This is a genomic window from Streptomyces sp. NPDC051909 (genome assembly GCF_040681095.1).
Lineage (GTDB): Bacteria > Actinomycetota > Actinomycetes > Streptomycetales > Streptomycetaceae > Streptomyces.
In genome coordinates this window covers 42,820-61,811 of record NZ_JBFAYA010000013.1, presented here as the reverse complement: position 1 = coordinate 61,811, position 18,992 = coordinate 42,820, and the positions used below count along the sequence as shown (strand labels likewise).

The window sequence follows — 18,992 nt, the reverse complement described above, 5'->3', positions numbered from 1 at the left end:
TCCCATGCGGCTTCCCCTGCACGTACTCGTCCTCGGCGGGACGACCGAGGCCCGCGCCCTGGCCGGGCTGCTCGATCCGTCCATGAAGGTCACCAGCTCCCTCGCCGGGCGGGTCGCCGCGCCCCGGCTGCCGGCCGGGCAGGTCCGGATCGGCGGCTTCGGCGGCGCGGACGGGCTCGCCGCGTGGCTGCGCGAGCACTCCGTGGACGCGGTCATCGACGCCACCCATCCCTTCGCCGAACGGATCAGTTTCAACGCGGCCGAGGCGGCCGCCACCGCCCATGTTCCCCTGCTGGCGCTGCGCCGTCCCGGCTGGGTCCCGGTGGCGGGGGACGACTGGCACGAGGTGGCCTCGCTCGCGGAGGCGGCCCGGGCCCTCGACGGGCTCGGCGACCGGGGCGGCCGGGTCGACCGGGTCTTCCTCACCACCGGCCGGATGGGCCTCGCGGCCTTCGCCGCCCGCCCCGAGTGGTTCCTCGTCCGCTCCGTCGACGCCCCCGAGGACCCGATGCCGGCCCGCACCGAGGTCCTCCTGGACCGCGGCCCGTTCACCCTCGACGGCGAGCGCTACCTGATCCGGCATCACCGGATCGACGTCCTCGTCACGAAGGACAGCGGCGGCGCCGCCACCGCCCCCAAGCTCCAGGCCGCCCGCGAGGCCGGCATCCCGGTCGTCGTGGTCCGCCGCCCGCCCGTACCGGAGGGGATCCGTACGGCGGCGACCCCCGAGGAGGCCGCCGCCTGGGCCCTGCGCGTTTGAGCGCGACAGGGGCCGACCGCGGCCGTTCAATGGAGGAATGAGCACCGTTCGACGGCTGGCCGCGGTCGGTCTCGCGGCCCTCCTCGGCGCCACTGCCCCCACTCTCGCCACCGCCGCGCCCGGGCCCTCGCCACCCCCGCCCCAGCCGCCGCCCCAGCTCGACGACGCGGACGTGCAGCGCGCGGTCGACCGGCTCGACGGAGTGGTCGAGGCGGCCATGAAGCGCACCGGGGTGCCGGGCGCGGCGGTCGCCGTCGTGCACGACGGCAAGGTCCTCGCTCTCAAGGGCTACGGGGTGCGCAAGGCGGGCGAGCAGGCCGCCGTCGACGCCGACACCGTCTTCCAGCTCGCGTCCGTCTCGAAGCCGATCGCCTCGACGATCGTCGCCGGCGCCGTCGGCACGGACGGCTGGACCGAGCCTGTCGCCCCGCACGTACCGGGTTTCGTCCTCAAGGACCCCTGGGTCACCTCCCACGTGACGGTCGCCGACCTCTTCTCGCACCGCAGCGGGCTGCCCGACCACGCCGGCGACCTCCTCGAAGACCTCGGCTACGACCGGGCGTACATCCTGTCCCACCTGCGTTACGAGCCCCTCGCGCCGTTCCGCGCGAGCTACGCGTACACCAACTTCGGCCTGACGGCGGCCGCCCAGGCCGTCGCCGACGAGAAGGGCGTGCCCTGGGAGAAGCTGGCCGACGACGTCCTCTACAAGCCGGCCGGCATGGACTCCACCAGCTCCCGGTTCGCCGACTACGCCGACTCCCCCGACCGGGCCTGGGGCCATGTCCAGGTCGACGGCGTCTGGAAACCGGAGTTCGTCCGCGACCCCGACGCCCAGTCCCCGGCCGGCGGCGTCAGCTCCTCCGCGCGCGACATGGCGACCTGGCTGCGCCTCCAGCTCGCGAACGGCGAACTCGACGGCCGGCGGATCGTCGACGCCGAAGCCCTGGAACGCACCCACTGGCCCGAGTCGGTCTCCAACCCGCCGCACGCCCCGGCCGGCCGCACCGGCTTCTACGGCCTCGGCTGGAACGTGAGTTACGACGACGAGGGCCGGCTTCGCCTCTCGCACACCGGCGCGTTCGCCGAGGGTGCGCACACCAACGTGACGATGCTGCCCGGCGAACAGCTCGGCATCGTCGTTCTCACCAACACCTCACCGGTCGGCGTCGCCGACGCCGTCGCCCTCGACTTCTTCGACATCGCGCAGACCGGGAGGATCAGCCGCGACTGGATCCCGCTCGTCGACGCGCTCTACCAGCAGGAGGCGGACGCGGGCCGGTCGAAGACCGACTACGCCCACCCGCCCACCGACGCGGCCCCGGCGCAGGCCGCGGACACCTACACCGGCCGCTTCGACAACGCGTACTACGGGCGCGCCGAGGTCGTCGCCGATGCGGACGGCGTGCTGACCCTCCGCCTGGGGCCGAAGCCCCAGTCCTACCCGCTGACCCACTACTCCGGCGACACCTTCAGCTTCGAGACCCGCGGCGAGAACGCCGTGGGCCGCACCGGTGTCACCTTCTCCCCGGACGGCCGGTCGTTCACCGTCGAGTATTTGAACAGCGAGGGCCTGGGCACCTTCACCCGTGGCGCGCCGCAGTCGTGAGAGTGCTCGGCCGTGGAAGTGCCCGGTCGTGACGGGGTCGGCCTCCCGGCCTTCCTCAGACGTGGCCGACGTAGACGCAGCCCCAGGCCTTCCTCATGACCGCGCTCCCGTCCGCACGCAGCGCCTCGAAGAGGTAGAAGTACGTCATGCCGGGCTCGGCCGTCCCGTCCTCGTGCCAGTACTCGGTGACGGCGGCGGACTGGGTCTGCTCGTCCAGCGTCTCGTACGCCTGAGTCGCCGGGTTCCACCTGCTGATGCGGTAGCGGTCGACCTGAGAGCACAGCGCAGGGTCGCTGCAGTACCAGCGGACGTGCGGCGCGGAGAAGGTGAGCGTCGACCCGCTCACCCCGTTGAGGTGGCCTTCCTGAACGACCTCGACGGACGGCCGCAGATCGAGCTCCGTCGCGGTGACGGTCGGGGCCTCGGGCGAGGACGGTGGCAGGCTGTTGCCCCAGCGGTCCACGGCGACGACCGTGTAGACATAGGTCTCCCCGTCCGCGATGTGCGCGCAGAGGCTCACACGTGCCTGGGCCGATTCGGTTGCGCAGCCACCCAGCCAGCGGACCGTGCCGTCGTCCAGGCGCACTCCCCGATAGGCGCGGTACTGGTGGATGTCGTCGTCGGCCGGGGCGGACCAGCCGAGGACGATGCCGTCGCCGCGCGGGGTGGCCAGCAGGCCGGTGACCGGCGCGGGGGCCACCCGGTCGCCCGTGCGGACAGTCACCGGGGCGGAGAGCGCCGACTCGTTACCGGTGGGGTCCACCGTCGCGACGGCGTACGTGTAATACGTGCCGGCGGCCATGTCCCGGTCCTGGCAGTCGCTCTGGTAGTTGGTGAAATGGCTGTCCTCGCCACAGGTCACGCGGGTGAGCGCGGCGGGGTCGAGCGTCGTGCCGGGCGAGCGGTAGACGTGGTAGGTCCCGCCGTTGGAGAAGTCCTGCGAGAAGGCGGCGGGTGCCGTCCAGTAGACCCCGGTCGTGTCCACGCGGACGTAGGTGTCAAGGACCGTCGGGGACTGCGGCGGTGTCCGGTCGACACCGTCCCCCGTGATCGTGGACGAGTACGCCGAGGGATTGCCGAGCGCGTCGAAGGCCTGAAGACGGTAGTAGCGCAGGGTGTTCTCGGGCGCGGAGGTCCAGTAGGACGTCGCGGTCGTCCGCCCCACCAACTCGAACGGGCCGGTGGGCGCGGATGAGACGGACACCTCGTAGCGGGCGGCGTCGACGACCGCCGGCCAGGACACGCGAGTGAGAGTCGAGTCGCTGGTCACCGTGACGCCGGTCGGGGCGGCGGGACCGGTGCGGTCCACGGTGGTGACCGACACGTCCGCGCTGCCGGTGGACTCGTGGCCGGCCTTGTCGACGGCTCGGGCCTCATAGAGGAAGCTCTGGCCGGTGGCCGGCGGGATGTCGGTGAACCGAGGAGCGCTCAGGAGTGCCGTGCCGCTGACCTTCGCCCAGCCGGCTGTGCCCGTGCGCCGGTAGAGGCGGTAACCGGCGAGGTCCATCTCCTTGTTGGCGGCCCAGCTCACGTAGAACCGGTTCCCGGCCCGGTCGTACCAGGAGGAGAGACCGGTCGGCGCGAGGGGGCGGACCGTGTCGACGGTGGCCGACGTACGGGGGGCGTAGGTGAACTTCACGTTCGCCGTGCCCGTCCAGGCCACGTAGTCCACGCGGATCGTGTGCCGGCCGGCCGGGACGGTCAGGTTGACGGTCTTGTACTGCGTGGTGGAGACGTTCCGCCACAGGTCGATCTTGCGCACACCGTCGAGGTACACGCGGATGCCGTCCTGCGTCGCGGCGGAGAACGCGAACGGTCCGCCGGAGCCGAAGTCGCGGGTGACGGACCAGCGGACGGAGAAGTTGTCCGCCGGCAGCGTGACGCCCGCCGGGTCGCCGTAGCCGTAGTTCTCGTTGACGGCGGCGTCGCAGGCCGTGAGCCTGGGTGTGCCGGAGAGCGTGCTGTTGGCGAAGAACTCCGCCTTCCACACCGGGGAGGTGCAGGTGACGGCCGCGGAGGCCGGGGTGGCGGTGAGGAGACCGCCTGCGGCGGCGAGGGTGGCCGTCGTGGCCAGCGCTCTCAGCCGGGTACGAGTGATCACGTGGAACTGGGCCCTTTCCGGACCACGCGGCGATGCGCCGCGGCAGTGTGCACTGGCGAGGCGTGGGGCCTTGATGTGGGCGGCGGTGCGGGTGGGGCCGGTGTCCCGCCGGAGGGCGGACTCTACCGCCCCACCTGGCTCCTGACCAGTGGTTTCGGCGTTGGGGGCCTTGGCGCCCTGGCCGCTCACCTCTCGGTCCCGTTCGAGTTCGCCGGCCCGGACAACCCGGAGTGATCCGGGGAGCCCTGCCTCCTGCCGCCCGGTGTCGAGCAGCAGGAGCCTGACGCCTTCGGCCCCGGGGCCCCGGCTCAGCCGTAACGCCGGGGCGTCCAGGTGATCGTGCGGCCGTCCGCGCGTTCCGTGACCCGGGTCTGGGTGGAGCCGATGAGCAGCAGCGTGCGCATGTCGACCTCGGAGGGGTCCAGGGTCTTGAGGGTCAGCACGCGCACCGACTGCTCCGGGCCGCCGACGTCGCGCGCGACGACCACCGGGGTCTCCGGGGCGCGGAGTTCGAGCAGGAGCTCGCGGGCCGCGGCGACCTGGTGGGTGCGGGACCTGGAGCCCGGGTTGTAGATCGCGAGGACCAGGTCGGCCTCGGCGGCGGCGCGCAGGCGGCCGGCGATGACGTTCCAGGGCTTGAGGCGGTCGGAGAGGGAGATGGTCGCGTAGTCGTGGCCGAGGGGGGCGCCCGCGGCGGCGGCCGCGGCGTTCGCGGCGGTCACCCCCGGGAGGACCCGTACGGGCACGTCGGCGTAGCGCTCCTCCGCCGCGATCTCCAGGACGGCCGTGGCCATCGCGAAGACGCCCGGGTCGCCGCCCGACACGACGGCGACGCGCCGCCCGCGCCGGGCCAGGTCGAGGGCGAACTCGGCGCGCTCCGACTCGACCTTGTTGTCGGAGCCGTGCCGGCGCTGCGAGGCGCGCAGGACCGGGACGCGGTCGAGGTAGGTGGTGTAGCCGACGAGGTCGTCGGCGTTGACCAGCGCGCCGCGCGACTCGGGGGTCAGCCAGGGGGCCCCGGCCGGGCCGGTGCCGACCACGACGACCTCGCCCTGTTCGCGTACGGGCGGCTGCTCGTCGATACGGGACGGGAGCACGGCCACCGAGAAGTACGGGACCGACTCCGGGTCGATGTCGGTGAGCCGCCCGGTGCGCTCGCCCGCCATGAACGCCCGCTCCACGTACCGCGCGTCGTCGATCCGCCCGGCCCGCTCCAGGGCCCGCTTCACGGTCGGGAAGGTGCGGCCGAGCTTCATCACGACGGCAGAGTCGGTGCCCGCGAGCCGGGCGGTCAGCTCGTCCTCCGGCAGCGTGCCGGGGACGATCGTCAGGACCTCCTCGGCTTCGCACAGCGGCTCGCCGAGCCGCGCCGCGGCGGCGCTGACCGACGTGACGCCGGGGATGACGGTGGTGTCGTAACGGTCCGCGAGCCGCTTGTGCATGTGCTGGTACGAGCCGTAGAACAGCGGGTCGCCCTCGGCGAGGACGGCGATGGTGCGGCCGGCGTCGAGGTGCGCGGCGAGCCGGGCCGCGGCCTCCTCGTAGAAGTCGTCGAGCGCGCCCCGGTAGCCGCCGGGGTGGTCGGTGGTCTCCACGGTGAGCGGGTACATCAGCCGCTCCTCGACGTGGTCCTCGCGGATGTGCTCGGCGGCGATGGAGCGCGCGATGGACCGGCCGTGGCGGGCCGAGTGGTAGGCGATGACGTCGGCTTCGGCGATGGCCTTCACCGCGGCCACCGTCATCAGGTTCGGGTCGCCGGGGCCGAGGCCCACGCCGTACAGCCTGCCCGTGTTCGTACGCGTGCTCATGCCTGGATCTCCGCTTCGTGCGCGAGGGCGTTGAGCGCGGCCGCCGTCATGGCGCTGCCGCCGCGCCGGCCGCGTACCACCAGGTACTCCAGGCCGAGGGTGTTCGCGGCGAGCGCGTCCTTGGACTCGGCGGCGCCGATGAAGCCGACCGGGATGCCGAGCACGGCCGCCGGCTTCCCGGCGCCCTTCGCGATCATCTCCAGGAGGTGGAAGAGCGCGGTCGGCGCGTTGCCGACGGCGACGACCGAGCCCTCCAGGCGGTCCCGCCACAGCTCCATGGCGGCGGCCGAGCGGGTGGTGCCGAGCTCGGCGGCGAGCCCCGGCACGGCCGGGTCGGAGAGGGTGCACAGCACCTCGTTGTCGGCGGGCAGCCGCTTGCGGGTGACGCCGCTGGCGACCATCTGCGCGTCGCACAGGATCGGCGCGCCGGCGCGCAGCGCGGCGCGGGCGGCGGCGACCACGCCGGGGGAGTACGCGAGGTCCCGGACGAGGTCGGTCATGCCGCACGCGTGGATCATGCGCACGGCGACGGTGGCGACGTCGTCGGTCAGACCCGCGAGGTCCGCCTCGGCGCGGATCGTGGCAAAGGACCGGCGGTAGATCTCCGCCCCGTCCTTCTCGTACTCGAACATCGTGTCGCTCTCGCTCATCTCGTGGTGGTGCGGGCCGTGGATACAGCGTCGATCAGGGAGGTACGGGGGGTGGGCGCGCCGTCCACCAGGTAGGCGCCGTCGCCGGCGGCGACGACGTCGACCCAGGCGCCGTGCGGGTGGCCGCAGCGGCGCTCGCACCCGGAGAAGTGCACGGGCAGCGGGCCGGCGGGGGCGCGGACGGCCTCCGCCCGTACGTCGTCGAGGGACTTGGCGCAGCCGGGCCGCCCGGTGCAGGCGGTGACGCCGACGGCGGGGGCGTCGGGGGTGGTGACGAGCCCGTGCGCGGCGAGGTCGGCCAGTCCGGCCGCGGGCGCGACGACGACCACTCCGCGCCACGGCGTGAACCGGACCTCGGCGGCCGGGAGCAGGGCGCGCGCCTGGGCGGCGGTGAGCCGCCCGAGCGGCGCGAGCACATGCAGGGCGCCGGCGCCGAGCGGCCCGGGGGCGAGCGGCGCGGCCCGCGGAAGACGTACGGGGTCGGGTCCGAGGTCGGGTTCGGGTACGGGTTCGGGTGCGGGTTCCGCGGCTGTCCCGGTCTGCGCGGGTTCGGGTGCGGGTTCTGCGGCCGTCCCGGCCTGCGCGAGGGCGGCGGTGAGATCCGGCGCGTACCCCTCGGGCAGCTCGCGCACCCGCCAGGCGCCGTTGCCGGCCGAGTCGGCGGCGTCGAGGAAGGCCAGCGCGGCGGCGAGCGCGGCGCGCGGCGCGTCGGCGCCGGGGACCCGGAAGGTCTGTCCGGCGCACCGCAGCAGCGCGCTCCCGCCCTCCGCTGCGATCAAGGTCACATCCCCGCCGAGCCCGGCGACGTCCCCGCGCCCGTCGTCCAGGACGAACAGGAACCGCCCCGAGAGCGCCGCGGCGCGGGGCGTCCCGCACAGCAGCCCGTCGAGCTCCCGCACCCACAACTGCACGTCACCGTGGCCGAGTCCGTCGAGCCCGGCGGCCGGCGAGGCGACCAGGTTCCGCACCCGCTCATGCGTCTCGGACGGCAACAGCCCGCCCTGCCGCAGCCGCGCGGCCAGCTCCCCGCCGCACCCGTCCCCGAGCCCCCGCAGCTCGGCGTTCCCCCGCGAGGTGATCCCGATCCCCCCGTCGCCCAGCTCCTCGGCGGCCGAGGCCAGAACGCGCACCTGATCCTCCGTCAACCGCCCTCCGGGCAGCCGGAGTCGGGCGAGGAACCCGTCATCGGCGCGATGCAGACGCAACGCCCCGGGGCAGGCGTCACCGCGGTCCCGTATGAGAGGTTCGCCCAGGTCGGAGGAGGTTGGTGGGGTGGCCGGCATGGCGGCGAGCATACCGCTCCTCCTGGCGCTGACCAGGGCTGGTCAAATCGCCATGAACCGGCCTGAGCCGGTGTCCCTCCGAGCGGTCCTGAGGAACAGGGAACAGCGCGAGTTGGCCATCTCGGCGCGGTCGGGTCTTGTCGCCTCTGCGTGGCGTGCCTGCCGTCCTGGATGGGTTCGCGGTCCCGCGCGGCTCGGGAAGGAGTCCGGTCTGGCCGGTAGCTCTCCTCGCGCTCATCCTCTGGTGAGCGGAGGTCACACCTGGCCGACGCCGGATTCCGTAACCCAGGCCACGCCTGCCGATCGCCACGGCGGCACCATGGTGTCGCGTGACAGTGGTTCTCGTTTGCTGTTGGATCGGGGTCTGCCAGTGCCGGGCGCCCCAGCGGGAGGTGTAGGCGGGATCGACGGCGATGACGACCAAGCCTTGATGGAAGGCCATGGCGCGCAGCCGCTCGCGAAAGCGTGCGGTGGGAATTCCTGCGACGGTGCGACGGAACATCTTGCCGCGCCTGCCCCGGCCCATCGTCTCGCGGCCGGTGGCACGTGCGTCGTCGAAGCCCAGATTCTCCACGGCGATCCCGGCGCAGCCGTGTTGCCGGGCCGTGACGATCAACTCGCCGATGGCGGCCCGAAGGCGCCCATCGCGGGTCTCGGTCGATCCGGTCATCTCCAACGGCAAGGTGATGGGGGCGGACACGGGGTTGCCGTGTGAGTCGAGGACGTAAGCGGCAAGATGGTCGGCGTTCAGGTCGACACCGAGCAGTCGCTTCCCGACCGCACGGATCTCCCCGGGGGTGGGGAGGACGGATCGGTCGGTGGACCACGAGGCGTCCAGGTACCAGCGGTCGCGTACCGGATCGAGGACGATGTCGTACCGAACGGCTCGGTTCGCGGTCACGCGATCAAGCCACTCCTGGCGGCGGTGGTGAAACCGTACGGCGCATGCCAGTCGATAGCGGCCGCGTGGGGCGTTGGCCAGGTGTCGTAGGGGCTCGGGGAGCGCGATGCTCACGGAGCCGCCGTCCGGCTCGACAGTGATCGTGTAGTTGCCGTGGGGCGCGCCGGACTCGCCGTCAGCCGTAAGGAACAGTCGCGAGGCGTCCCACCGCCGACGCCACTGCTGCTCGGTGAGCTGCGCGGCGGCAAGGCCGTGGCGTACCTTGACGAATCGCTTCCCACCCACGACGACTGCCGGACGGCCGGCCTCGATGCGCTGCTCGACCCGGTTGAGCCGTGCCTGGAGGACCTGAAGGCGACGCTGTTTCTGGAAGCGTTCTGCCTGGTCGGTGTATCCCCGCGTTGTGGCCTTGCGCCGACCGCACGGAACGGACAACCGCCGGGTGATCGCCGCGATGGCGCTGCACAACGACGCGCGCTCGCTGTGCAGGCAGCGGAGAGAAAGCTGGTACTGGTCCTCGGTCGTCCTTGTCATCGCTCCCGCCCAGCGGGAGGAGGAAACCTTCGTGAGCCTGTTCTTTCGCCCGGCGCGCTGTGTGTCCTTCGGCCGCACATTTCCCAGGGCGAGGCGGGCGGTCAGATCGGCGCGCTGATGATGCCCGTTGTGCCTTCCGACAGCGGTGAGGACTTCGCTGTCGGCCTCGGTCATCCGTAACCGGTCCCGGATGCGTGCACCCACAGGCGCGGCGACGGTGAAGGAGTCCGTGATCGTACGCAGTCCGCTTCGCTTGTTGCGTGCTGCACTCGCCACTGAACACCCCCTTCCGTCGAGTTCTCCGAACGGCTGTCAACGATGCCAACCGCTGGGGGCAGCCGCCGGTGAACGGCAGGCGCTTCACTCGAACGAGTATCTGGGTGATCGAAAGCGCCGAGAACCGGTTGGAAAGTCGCAATGCCTGATTGTCACGTCATGAACCTGGGTGGCTGCACAGGCGGTACGGACACGACCTACTATGCAGATCGGCATGGGGTCCCAGGACCCCGGGGAGGAAGCCCGGTGAGAATCCGGCGCGGTCCCGCCACTGTGAGCCGGCCTCGGGGGAATCCCGGGGGCCGGTGAGTCAGGAACTCCCGCCGTCCAACGACCACCCGGGGCGCGGACACCCCGAGGAAGGGCCTGAGCCTCGCCATGCTCCTGCTGCTGTCGCATTCCGACACCGACCTGCTCAGTGCCCGTGCGGCGAACACCGCCGTGACCGAGGGCGCGTCCGACGGCGCGTCCGCGTCCGAGGGCGTGGAGTGGCGGTACGCCAACCCCGCCCGGCTTCCCCAGCACGATCTGCCCGGACTTCTCTCCGGCCTTCTCGACGGCGTCGAGCTGGTCGTCGTACGTCTCCTCGGCGGTGTCCGGTCCTGGCAGGAGGGCCTGGACGCGGTGCTCGCCGCCGGGAAGCCGGTGGTCGTGCTGAGCGGTGAACAGGCGCCGGACGCGCAGCTCATGGGCGTCTCCACGGTCCCGGTCGGCGTCGCCACCGAGGCGCACGCCTATCTCGCGCACGGCGGACCGGCGAACCTCGGGCAGCTCGCCCGGTTCCTGTCCGACACCGTGCTGCTCACGGGCCACGGCTTCGAGGCCCCGGCGCCCGCCCCCACCTGGGGCGCGCTCGACCGCACGCCCGGGCGCACCGAGGGCCCGACGGTCGCCGTGCTCTACTACCGGGCCCACCACATGAGCGGCAACACCGCCTTCGTCGGCGCCCTCTGCGAGGCCATCGAGGCGCAGGGCGCCCAGGCCAGGCCGCTGTACGTGACCTCGCTGCGGGCTCCCGAGGACGAACTGCTCGACACCCTCCGTACCGCCGACGCGATCGTCACCACCGTGCTCGCCGCGGGCGGCACCAAGCCGGCCGAGGCGCAGGCGGGCGGCGACGAGGAGGCGTGGGACGCGGGCGCGCTGGCCGCGCTGGACGTGCCGATCCTGCAGGCCCTGTGCCTCACCGGGTCCCGGTCGGCCTGGGAGGAGAACGACGAGGGCCTCTCCCCGCTGGACGCCGCCAGCCAGGTCGCCGTGCCGGAGTTCGACGGACGGCTGATCACCGTCCCCTTCTCCTTCAAGGAGATCGACGAGGACGGTCTTCCGGCGTACGTGGCCGACCCCGAGCGCGCCGCCCGGGTCGCGGGCATCGCCGTCCGGCACGCCCGCCTGCGCCACATCCCGAACGCCGAGAAGAAGCTCGCGCTGGTCCTCTCCGCGTACCCGACCAAGCACTCGCGGATCGGCAACGCGGTCGGCCTGGACACCCCCGCCTCCGCCGTGGAGCTGCTGCGCAGGCTCCGTGAGGAGGGCTACGACTTCGGGCCGGTCGAGGACGTCCCCGGCCTGGTCTCCGGGGACGGCGACGAGCTGATCTACGCCCTCATCGAGGCCGGCGGCCACGACCAGGACTGGCTGACCGAGGAGCAGCTGGCCCGCAACCCGGTCCGCATCCCGGCCGCCGACTACAAGCGCTGGTACGCCGAACTCCCGGCGGAGCTGCGTGAGCAGGTCGAGGAGCACTGGGGTCCGGCGCCGGGCGAGATGTTCCTCGACCGGTCCCGCAACCCCGAGGGCGACATCGTCCTCGCCGCCCTGCGGCGCGGGAACCTGCTCGTCCTCATCCAGCCGCCGCGCGGCTTCGGCGAGAACCCGATCGCGATCTACCACGACCCCGACCTGCCGCCCTCGCACCACTACCTGGCGGCCTACCGCTGGATCGCCGCCCGCGCGGAGGACGGCGGTTTCGGCGCCGACGCCATGGTGCACCTCGGCAAGCACGGCAACCTGGAGTGGCTGCCGGGCAAGAACGCCGGTCTGTCCGCCGCCTGCGGCCCGGACGCGGCCCTCGGCGACCTGCCGCTCGTCTACCCGTTCCTGGTGAACGACCCGGGCGAGGGCACCCAGGCCAAGCGCCGGGTGCACGCGACCCTCGTCGACCACCTGGTGCCGCCGATGGCGCGTGCCGACAGTTACGGCGACATCGCGCGCCTGGAGCAGCTGCTCGACGAGTACGCGCAGATCAGCAGCATGGACCCGGCGAAGCTGCCCGCGATCCGCGCGCAGATCTGGACGCTGATCCAGGCCGCGAAGCTCGACCACGACCTGGGCCTCGACGACCGGCCGGACGACGACGGCTTCGACGACTTCCTGCTGCACGTCGACGGCTGGCTGTGCGAGGTCAAGGACGCCCAGATCCGTGACGGTCTGCATGTCCTCGGCGGCGCCCCGACCGGCGAGGCCCGCGTCAACCTGGTCCTCTCCATCCTGCGCGCCCGCCAGATCTGGGGCGGCACCCAGGCCCTGCCGGGTCTGCGCGAGGCCCTCGGTCTGGACGAGTCGGCCGCCACCCGCACCACCGCCGACGCGGCGGAGGCCAAGGCCCGTGAGCTGGTCGAGGCGATGGAGGCGGCGGACTGGGACCCGGCCGCCGTCGCGGCGGTCGCCGCCGGTCAGGTCCAGGCCGTCGCCGACGTCCTGGAGTTCGCCGCCACCCAGGTCGTGCCGCGCCTCGCCGCCACCACCGACGAACTCGCCCACGCCGTGCACGCCCTGAACGGCGGCTTCGTCCCGGCTGGCCCCTCCGGCTCGCCGCTGCGCGGTCTGGTCAACGTGCTGCCGACCGGCCGCAACTTCTACTCCGTCGACCCCAAGGCCGTGCCCTCCCGGCTCGCCTGGGAGACCGGTCAGGCGCTCGCCGACTCGCTCCTCACCCGCTACCGCGACGACAACGGCGAGTGGCCCACCTCCGTCGGCCTCTCCCTGTGGGGTACGAGCGCGATGCGCACCGCGGGCGACGACGTCGCCGAGGCGCTCGCCCTGCTCGGCGTCCGCCCGCTGTGGGACGACGCCTCGCGCCGCGTGAACGGCCTGGAGCCCATCCCGCTCGCCGAACTCGGCCGCCCGCGCATCGACGTGACGCTGCGCATCTCCGGCTTCTTCCGCGACGCGTTCCCGCACGTCATCGGGCTCCTCGACGATGCCGTGCGGCTGGTCGCCGGTCTGGAGGGCGAGTCCGCCGAGGACAACTTCGTGCGCGCCCACGCCCAGGCCGACCTGGCCGAGCACGGCGACGAACGCCGCGCCACCACCCGTATCTTCGGCTCCCGGCCGGGCACCTACGGCGCCGGTCTGCTCCAGCTGATCGACTCGCGGGACTGGCGGACCGACGCCGACCTCGCCGAGGTGTACACGGTGTGGGGCGGCTACGCGTACGGCCGCGGGCTCGAAGGGCGCCCGGCGCGCGCCGAGATGGAGTCGGCGTACAAGCGGATCGCGGTGGCGGCGAAGAACACCGACACCCGCGAGCACGACATCGCCGACTCGGACGACTACTTCCAGTACCACGGCGGCATGGTGGCGACCGTGCGCGCGCTGCGCGGCACCGCCCCGGAGGCGTACATCGGCGACTCCACCCGCCCCGAGACCGTCCGCACCCGCACCCTCGTCGAGGAGACCTCCCGGGTCTTCCGCGCCCGCGTGGTCAACCCGCGCTGGATCGAGGCCATGCGCCGGCACGGCTACAAGGGCGCGTTCGAGCTCGCGGCGACCGTCGACTACCTCTTCGGCTACGACGCCACGACCGGCGTCGTCGCCGACTGGATGTACGACAAGCTGACGCAGGAGTACGTCCTCGACCCGGCGAACCAGGCCTTCCTGAAGGAGGCCAACCCCTGGGCCCTGCACGGCATCGCCGAACGCCTGCTGGAGGCCGAGTCCCGCGGCATGTGGGAGAAGCCGGACCCGGGGACCCTGGCCGCGCTGCGCCAGGTGTTCCTGGAGACGGAGGGCGACCTGGAGGGCGACGACGACGCCTGAGCGGCCCGAGTTACGATCCCGGCCGCACGTCTGTGCGGATCGAGAACGTGACCAGGGGTGGGGTGGTGGGCATGCGTGCCCGCGGAGCGGTGGCGGTGACGGTGGTGCTCGGCCTGAGCCTGGCCCTGGGGGCCTGCTCGGGCCCGGGGACGGGATCCGGCGACGGTACGAGCGGTGGTACGGGCAAGAAGCCGGGCGCCACCGGGTCGGCGACGCCGACCACCGCCACCCCCTCCGTCGAGCCCTCGGCGAAGCCCACCAGCGCGCCGCCCTCGCCCGCCCGCACCACGTCGTCGGGCCCCGACCGCTCGGCCGAGCCGTCCCCGACGGGCAGGCCGAAGGTGGCGAAGAAGGCGGCGACGGCGGAGCCGCAGAACCCCTACGCGGGCCCGAACCCGCCGCCGGCACCGCCCCGGCCGACGCCCCCGCCGTACACGGTGCCCCCGTACACGCCGGGCCCCGACGTCACCGTCATCCCCATGCCCACCTTCGAACAGCCCCCCTTCACACCGGACACGGTGCGCTGACCTCCCGGACCTCGCTGCCCCATGGCGTCTGCCCCGGGAGGAGTGCGCCCTGAAAGTTGTTCTAGTAGAGTGCGAATAACTAGAACCGAGGGAGGGTCCCGTGATCCGTCTCCGCGCGCTCGCCGCCGCGCCGTTCGTCCTCGCACTCGCCGTCCATCTGCTGCTCTTCGCGCTCTGGTACGACCGACTCCCCGACCCGCTCGCCACCCACTTCTCCGCCACCGACGGCGGCCGCGCCGACGGCTTCACCGGCCTCCCCGTCTACGCCGCCATCAGCTCCGGGCTGCTCCTCCTGCTCGGCGCCGGCTGGGTCGCGTTCGTCCGCCGCTCCGCGCTCTGGGGGGCCTGGGCCACCGCCGGCTTCACCGGCGGTCTGCTCGACCTGCTGCTCCGCGACAACCTCGACGCCGCCGACGCGGCCGAGGTCGCCACCCCGCTCGCCGTGTTCACCGTCGCCGCCGCCATCGGCGCCCTCGCCGGGCTCACCGGCCTGGCCCTCACCCGCTTCACCCGCCTCGTCCCGCCGGAGCCCGTCGCCCCCGCCGCCCCGGTCCGCGAACCCCGCCTCGAACTCGGCGCGCACGAGGTCGCCGGCTGGTCGCGCGCCGCCACCTCGACGCCCGGCACCGCGCTCGGCGCCGCCTTCACGGTCGCCGGCGCGGGCGCGCTGTTCCCCGCGGTCCTCGTCACGCCCTGGCCGTACGCCCTGATCGCCGCCGTCGGCCTGGTCGTCGGCGTGCCCGGGGTGGCGCTCTCCCGGGTCCGCGTCGGCGTCGACCGGCGCGGCCTGACGGTCACCCCCGCGCTGTTCCCCCGCCCCCGGATCCGCATCCCGCTCGACGAGGTCGCCTCGGCGACCGTCCGCGACGTGCACGCCGTCGCCGAGTTCGGCGGCTGGGGCTACCGCACCCGGCCGCGCCGCTCCGCCCTGCTCCTGCGCTCCGGCGAGGCCCTGTCCGTACGCCGCAGAGGCGGCTTCGAGTTCCTGGTCACCGTCGCCGACGCCGAGACCGCGGCAGCGCTGCTCAACACGCTCGCGGCGCGCGAGGCCACGGCGGCCGGCCCCGGGGGCGAGGCCCCGGGTGAGAGGATCTGACCGTGCTCTTCCGGGTCGACCCCGCCTCCGCTGTACCGCTCGGCGACCAGATCGCCGCCTGCGTCCGCGGCGCCCTCGCCGACGGCAGCGCCGCCCCCGGCGAACGCCTCCCCGCCGCCCGCGAGTTGGCCGACTCCCTCGGCGTCAACGTGCACACCGTGCTGCGCGGCTACCAGCGCCTGCGCGAGGAGGGCCTGATCGAGCTGCGCCGGGGCCGCGGCGCCGTCATCGTCCCCGGCGCCCAGGCCCCCGACCGCGCCCAGTTCGTCGAGCGGCTTCGCGCCCTCGTCGCCGAGGCCCGACAACTGGGCGTGACCGATGAGGAGTTCCTCGACCTGGCGCGTACGAGCCTCAGCTGATCCGGCCGTCGAGGAGCAGGTTCCACCGTCCGGCGCGCCCGCTCAGCGTCGTACGGGACAGCGGGCGCACGTCGAGCCGCCAGAAGACCTCCTCCGGCGCGCCGAGCGCGTGCGCCACGGCCGCACGGATCACATCCGGTTCGGCGACCGCACAGAGCGTCCCCGACCCCAGCCCCTCCATCCACTCCGCGACCCGGGCCCGCAGCTCCCGCAGCGACTCGCCGCCGTGCGGGGCCGCCCCCGGGTCGGTGAGCCAGGCGGCCACCGACGCCGGCTCCTCCACGGTGAGTTCGTCGAGCCGCCGCCCCCGCCACCGCCCCGTCGCGCAGCCCGCGAGCGCCGGCTCCACCGCGTACGACGGCAGGCGCAGCGCCTCCGCCGTCGCCCGGCACCGCCCGGACGGCGAGCTCACCACCCGTACCCGGGGCGCGAGACACAGCGGATCCAGGCCCGTCGGCGGCAGCTCCACCGGCCCCGCGTCGTCGAACCTGGCCTCGCGCAGGGCCGCGTTCATGGCGGGCGCGATCAGGGAGACCCGTACGGTCATGGGTGATTCATCCCTCACTTCACCGCCCCGGGAACCATGCGCTCTTGGCGCGGAGTGGTCGGCGCGGTACGGTCAGTCGACATTTCCACAGAACGACGACGGCGAGACGGAAGTCCGGTGCAAGTCCGGCACGGTCGCGCCACTGTGAGCCGCCTCCGAGGCACAGGCCCCAGGCCCCCGGCCCCGGGAGCGGTGAGTCAGACCCGACGACCGTCGTCGCGCACCACCGTATGGGACGCGAGTTCCCGAGGAGGTACCACCATGGCCGAGGCCATCGCGTCGCCCGTCGTCACGTCCACCCCTGCCGTCGCCCCGGTCTCGCTGCCGGTCCGCGCCGTCCTGCCGTGGGCACTGTTCGCCGGCGTCCTGATGCTCGTCGCGCTCTACTTCGTCGGTGCCGAGCAGGGGGCGACCTCCCTGTTCGCGGGCAGCGACGTGCACGAGTGGGTTCACGACGGGCGTCACCTGCTCGGTTTCCCCTGCCACTGATCCGAGGGGCTTCCGGGCACATGTCAGTCACCACCCCCACCACCCCTGCCGCGCCCACGGGTTCGCTCGTGGGCCGGCTCCTGCTCCGCGGCATGCTCGCGGGCCTGATCGCCGGACTGTTCGCCTTCGGCGTCGCGTACGTCGCGGGTGAACCGTCCGTCAACGCCTCGATCGCGGTCGAGGAGGCGACTGCCGCGAAGGCGGAGCACGCCGAGCACGCGGCTTCGGCGCACAGCCACGGCGCGAACGGTGCGGCCACCCAGGCCGATGCCGAGGACGCCGAGGAGGAGATCGTCAGCCGGGACCTCCAGTCCACGGCGGGTCTCGCCACCGGCGTCCTCGTCTACGGGGTCGCGCTCGGCGGCATCGCGTCGCTCGCGTTCTGCTTCGTCCTGGGACGGGTCGGCAGGTTCACCGCGAAGGCCACGGCCGCGCTCGTCGCGGCGGCGGCCTTCACCACGGTCTACCTGGTGCCGTTCCTCAAGTACCCGGCGACCCCGCCGGCCGTCGGCAACCCGGACACCATCGGGAAGCGCACCACGCTCTTCTTCCTGATGATCCTGCTGAGCGTGCTGCTCGGCGTCGCCGCGGTCATCGCGGGCCGCCGGCTCGCGCCGCGCCTCGGCAACTGGAACGCGACGGTCGTCGCGGGCGCGGGCTTCGCCGTCGCGGTCGCGATCGCCTGCGCGGTCCTGCCCGGCAACACGGACGCGGTGGCCCCGGAGTTCCCGGCCGCCGTGCTGTGGGACTTCCGGCTCGCGACCCTCGGCATCCAGGCGGGCCTGTGGGCGGTCTTCGGACTCGCCTTCGGGCTCCTCGCCGAGCGCCTGCTCGCCCCGAAGCCAGCCACGGTGCCGGTCGCGGCGGCGACCGCCGGCTGATCTCCCGTACGCGCAAGGCCCCGGCCCCGTACACCGCGCCAGGTGTACGGGGCCGAGGCCTTGTCCGTACGCGTCAGCCCAGCTCACGCACCGGCTTCCCCGCCAGCCACGCCTCGATGTCCGCCACCGCCTGCCCAAAGTAGCGGCCGTAGTTGCCGCGGGTCACGTACCCCAGGTGCGGCAGCGCGAGCACGTTCGGCAGGCCACGGACGGGGTCGTCGGCGGGCAGCGGCTCCGTCTCGTACACGTCCAGACCGGCCCCCGCGATCCATCCCTCGCGCAGCGCGCGGAGCAGCGCGGCCCGGTCGACGAGCCCGGCGCGCGAGGTGTTCACGAGATACGCGTCGGGGCGCATCGCGCGCAGTTCCGGTTCGCCGATCAGCCCGCGGGTGCGGTCGGAGAGCACCAGGTGGAGCGAGGCGATGTCGGCGGCGCCGAGCAGTTCGGTGAGGCTCGCGGCGCGCCGTACGCCGTGCGCGGCGGCCCGCTCGTCGTCGAGGTGCGGGCTCCAGGCGACCACGTCCATGCCGAAGGCGAGGCCGATCCTGGCCACCCGGCCGCCGATCCTGCCGAGGCCGACCAGGCCGAGGGTGCGGCCCGCGAGGTCGAGGCCGACGGTGGACTGCCAGGGCCCGCCGGCCCGCATCGCGGCGCTCTCCGTGTGCACCTGCCGGGCCAGGCCCAGGATGAGCGCCCAGGTCAGCTCGGTGGGCGGCTCGGAGGCGCTGGCCGTGCCGCAGACGGTGATCCCGCGGGCGCGGGCGGCGGTCAGGTCTATCGAGGCGTTGCGCATCCCCGAGGTGACGATCAGCCGCAGCCGGGGGAGCCGGGCGAGGAGGGCGGCGTCGAGCGGGGTCCGCTCGCGCATCACGACGAGGATCTCGCAGTCCTCGACGGCGGCGACGAGCGCGTCGGGGTCGGCGAGCGGATCGATGTGCTCGCGCAGCGCGCGGACCTCGACCCGTCCGTCGAGCGGGCTCCAGTCGGCGGAGCCGAGGGCGACGCCCTGGAAGTCGTCGAGGATCGCGCAGCGGGGCAGTGGCGGAGTGGCGGCGTTCATGCACGGCATGATCGCGCACCCGGTACGGAGGGCGGCGGGGTACGGAGGGAGCCGGGCGTCGATCGTAGGG

Annotated in this window: 15 protein-coding genes and 2 riboswitches; of the genes, 8 read left to right on the top strand and 7 right to left on the bottom strand. The window is 73.5% G+C overall.

Annotation, left to right across the window (positions count from 1 at the left end):
- Window positions 1-16: 16 nt before the first annotated feature.
- Window positions 17-760 carry a cobalt-precorrin-6A reductase gene (locus AB0M18_RS21485; RefSeq protein WP_365760598.1) on the top strand — a complete coding sequence of 248 codons (744 nt, stop codon included), beginning with the start codon at window positions 17-19 and terminating at the stop codon, window positions 758-760.
- Window positions 761-797: 37 nt separating this feature from the next.
- Window positions 798-2,369 (top strand): serine hydrolase, encoded by a 1,572-nt coding sequence (locus AB0M18_RS21480; protein ID WP_365760300.1) that lies wholly within the window; start codon window positions 798-800, stop codon window positions 2,367-2,369.
- Between the two features lie 55 nt (window positions 2,370-2,424).
- Here the strand turns inward: AB0M18_RS21480 and AB0M18_RS21475 are convergent, their stop codons facing one another.
- From AB0M18_RS21475 to AB0M18_RS21455, 5 genes are all read right to left on the bottom strand, one after another.
- On the bottom strand, window positions 2,425-4,470 hold the full coding sequence (locus AB0M18_RS21475; RefSeq protein WP_365760298.1) for a PA14 domain-containing protein: 2,046 nt from the start codon (window positions 4,468-4,470) through the stop codon (window positions 2,425-2,427).
- Between the two features lie 308 nt (window positions 4,471-4,778).
- Window positions 4,779-6,278: a precorrin-2 C(20)-methyltransferase gene (locus tag AB0M18_RS21470; protein WP_365760296.1), complete on the bottom strand. Its 1,500-nt coding sequence runs from the start codon at window positions 6,276-6,278 to the stop codon at window positions 4,779-4,781.
- Window positions 6,275-6,928, bottom strand: coding sequence for a precorrin-8X methylmutase (locus AB0M18_RS21465; RefSeq protein ID WP_365760294.1), 654 nt, complete (start codon window positions 6,926-6,928; stop codon window positions 6,275-6,277). Before AB0M18_RS21465 ends, AB0M18_RS21470 begins: the two co-directional genes overlap by 4 nt.
- The gene (locus tag AB0M18_RS21460) at window positions 6,925-8,223 is read right to left on the bottom strand and encodes a cobalamin biosynthesis protein CobG (RefSeq protein WP_365760292.1); all 1,299 of its coding nucleotides are present in this window, start codon (window positions 8,221-8,223) and stop codon (window positions 6,925-6,927) included. The genes AB0M18_RS21465 and AB0M18_RS21460 overlap by 4 nt, the downstream gene beginning before the upstream one ends.
- Window positions 8,150-9,820: a hypothetical protein gene (locus AB0M18_RS21455; protein ID WP_365760290.1), complete on the bottom strand. Its 1,671-nt coding sequence runs from the start codon at window positions 9,818-9,820 to the stop codon at window positions 8,150-8,152. The genes AB0M18_RS21460 and AB0M18_RS21455 overlap by 74 nt, the downstream gene beginning before the upstream one ends.
- Window positions 9,821-10,121: 301 nt before the next feature.
- Window positions 10,122-10,261, top strand: a riboswitch (cobalamin riboswitch).
- 39 nt (window positions 10,262-10,300) lie between these two features.
- Between AB0M18_RS21455 and cobN the strand changes: the two genes are divergently transcribed.
- The 4 genes from cobN (at window position 10,301) to AB0M18_RS21435 (ending at window position 15,945) form a co-directional block, all read left to right on the top strand.
- The gene (gene cobN / locus AB0M18_RS21450; RefSeq protein WP_365760288.1) at window positions 10,301-13,963 is read left to right on the top strand and encodes a cobaltochelatase subunit CobN; all 3,663 of its coding nucleotides are present in this window, start codon (window positions 10,301-10,303) and stop codon (window positions 13,961-13,963) included.
- A 71-nt stretch (window positions 13,964-14,034) separates the two neighbouring features.
- Window positions 14,035-14,490 carry a hypothetical protein gene (locus AB0M18_RS21445; RefSeq protein ID WP_365760286.1) on the top strand — a complete coding sequence of 152 codons (456 nt, stop codon included), beginning with the start codon at window positions 14,035-14,037 and terminating at the stop codon, window positions 14,488-14,490.
- Between the two features lie 100 nt (window positions 14,491-14,590).
- Complete coding sequence (locus AB0M18_RS21440) at window positions 14,591-15,586, top strand: hypothetical protein (RefSeq protein WP_365760284.1); 996 nt, start codon at window positions 14,591-14,593, stop codon at window positions 15,584-15,586.
- Between the two features lie 2 nt (window positions 15,587-15,588).
- Complete coding sequence (locus AB0M18_RS21435; RefSeq protein WP_365760282.1) at window positions 15,589-15,945, top strand: GntR family transcriptional regulator; 357 nt, start codon at window positions 15,589-15,591, stop codon at window positions 15,943-15,945.
- Here AB0M18_RS21435 and AB0M18_RS21430 read toward each other — a convergent pair.
- A complete protein-coding gene (locus AB0M18_RS21430; protein ID WP_365760280.1) occupies window positions 15,938-16,492 on the bottom strand; it encodes a histidine phosphatase family protein in 555 nt (184 codons plus the stop codon). The two genes, AB0M18_RS21435 and AB0M18_RS21430, sit on opposite strands and share 8 nt — an antisense overlap.
- 108 nt (window positions 16,493-16,600) lie before the next feature.
- A riboswitch (cobalamin riboswitch) is annotated at window positions 16,601-16,695 on the top strand.
- 58 nt (window positions 16,696-16,753) lie between these two features.
- Between AB0M18_RS21430 and AB0M18_RS21425 the strand changes: the two genes are divergently transcribed.
- Both AB0M18_RS21425 and AB0M18_RS21420 read left to right on the top strand, forming a co-directional pair.
- Window positions 16,754-16,981: a CbtB-domain containing protein gene (locus AB0M18_RS21425; protein ID WP_356063526.1), complete on the top strand. Its 228-nt coding sequence runs from the start codon at window positions 16,754-16,756 to the stop codon at window positions 16,979-16,981.
- Window positions 16,982-17,001: 20 nt separating this feature from the next.
- Window positions 17,002-17,862, top strand: coding sequence for a CbtA family protein (locus AB0M18_RS21420; protein ID WP_365760277.1), 861 nt, complete (start codon window positions 17,002-17,004; stop codon window positions 17,860-17,862).
- Between the two features lie 73 nt (window positions 17,863-17,935).
- Here AB0M18_RS21420 and AB0M18_RS21415 read toward each other — a convergent pair whose 3' ends face one another.
- Window positions 17,936-18,922 carry a D-2-hydroxyacid dehydrogenase family protein gene (locus tag AB0M18_RS21415; protein ID WP_365760275.1) on the bottom strand — a complete coding sequence of 329 codons (987 nt, stop codon included), beginning with the start codon at window positions 18,920-18,922 and terminating at the stop codon, window positions 17,936-17,938.
- Window positions 18,923-18,992: the final 70 nt, after the last annotated feature.